Source organism: Streptomyces sp. CO7 (assembly GCF_053474865.1).
In genome coordinates, this window is record NZ_JBRIOU010000002.1 from 724,146 (window position 1) to 726,064 (window position 1,919).

General features: G+C 70.5%; 2 protein-coding genes. Both read left to right on the forward strand.

The features are described 5' to 3' along the window. The first annotated feature begins 26 nt into the window (after positions 1 to 26). Positions 27 to 824, forward strand: coding sequence for an amino acid ABC transporter ATP-binding protein (locus tag ACOV8S_RS05275; protein WP_448316351.1), 798 nt, complete (start codon positions 27 to 29; stop codon positions 822 to 824). Between the two features lie 52 nt (positions 825 to 876). Then, entirely contained in the window at positions 877 to 1,854 is a 978-nt protein-coding gene (locus ACOV8S_RS05280) for an ABC transporter substrate-binding protein (RefSeq protein ID WP_448316352.1), read from the forward strand. Positions 1,855 to 1,919: the final 65 nt, after the last annotated feature.

Consider the following 1,919-nt stretch of genomic DNA (forward strand, 5'->3'; position numbering starts at 1 on the left):
TCCCACGGACGCCCCGGAGGCACCCCATGAGCGACAGTGCGCACCCCCTCGAGCCGGAGGCGGGGCCGGTGATGCTGGACGTCCGCGGCGTCCGCAAGAGCTTCGGCCAGCTGGAGGTGCTGCGGGGCGTGGACCTCTCGGTCCGGGCCGGCGAGGTGACCGTGGTCCTCGGGCCCTCCGGCTCCGGCAAGTCCACCCTGCTGCGGACGATCAACCACCTGGAGAAGGTCGACCAGGGCTGGATCAGCGTCGACGGCGAACTCGTCGGCTACCGCCGCCGCGGCGACAGGCTGCACGAGCTAAAGGAGAAGGACGTCCTGCGCCAGCGGACCCGGATCGGGTTCGTCTTCCAGAACTTCAACCTCTTCCCGCACCTGACCGTGCTGGAGAACCTGATCGAGGCGCCGGTCTCCGCGCTGCGCCGGCCGCGCAAGGAGGCCGTGGCCGCCGCCGAGAGGCTCCTCGGCCGGGTCGGTCTCGCCGACAAGGCGGACGCCTACCCCCGCCAGCTCTCCGGAGGCCAGCAGCAGCGGGTGGCGATCGCCCGTGCCCTCGCCCTGGAGCCGAAGGTGCTGCTCTTCGACGAGCCGACCTCCGCGCTCGACCCCGAACTGGTCGGCGAGGTCCTGGACGTCATCAAGGACCTCGCCCGCACCGGAACCACGATGGTCGTGGTGACCCACGAGATCGGCTTCGCCCGTGAGGCGGCCGACCGTGTCGTGTTCATGGACCACGGCGTCGTCGTGGAACAGGGACCGCCCTCCGAGGTGCTCGACCGTCCCCGCCACCTGCGCACCCGCGCGTTCCTGTCCAAGGTGCTCTGACCTCTCCGCCTCCGCCCTTCGTGCTGCCCCGACCCGAGGAGTCCCGCCCGACATGGCCCCCATCAACCGCCGCGCCTTCGCCCTCTCCCTCATCACCGGCGTCGCGCTGTCCGCCTGCGCCAACCCCGACGACGGGGGCTCCACGGAGGTGCGGGACCCCAAGGGATCCGGCACCACCAAGATCAACAACTCGCCCGACCAGAAGCGTGTCACCACTGTGAAGGTGGACGCGGCGGCCGCCCTGGTGCCCAGGACGATTCGCGACCGCGGAACGCTGGAGATCGTCGGGTCCGCCGACAGCTCCGCGCCGCTGGGCTTCTACGCCACCGACGACAGGACCCGCATCGGGGTGGAGATCGACATCGCCCACCTGGTCGCCGGCGCCCTCGGGCTGAAGCCCCGGTACACCGCGGTCTCCTGGGAGAACATCTTCGTCGGCCTGGACAGCGGCAAGTACGACGTCGGGTTCAGCAACATCACCGTCACCGAGGAGCGCAAGGAGAAGTACGACTTCGCCAGTTACCGCAAGGACGACCTCGCCTTCGAGGCCCGCGAGGGCAGCGGCCTGAAGATCCGCGGCTTCCGTGACGTGGCCGGGCGGAAGGTCGCCGTGGACACCGGCACCAACCAGGAGAAGATCCTCGTCGAGTGGAGCGAGCAGGCCGAGAAGGCGGGTCTGGAACCGGTCGACATCGCCTACTACAAGGCCCAGGCGGACACCTACCTCGCGCTGGAGTCCGGGCGCATCGACCTGTGGCTCGGCCCGAGCCCCACCGCCTCCTACCACGTGGCCTCGGCGGGCAGGACCGAGATCGTCGGGACCTACTCCGGCGGCGGGGCCACCCTCCAGGGCCTGATCGCCGCCACCACCAAGAAGGACAACGGCCTGGTGAAGGCGCTGCACGCCGCGCTCGAGGAGGTCATCCGCAACGGCACCTACGCCCGGGTCCTCGAACGGTGGGGGCTGTCCGGCGAGGCGGTCGCGAAGTCGGAGATCAATCCGCCGGGCCTGCCGAAGACCAACCAGTAGGACCCATCCGCCAGGCCCGACAGGAAGGCTCCGCCATGCCCGCGTCGTCCACCGCCCCCGAGTCC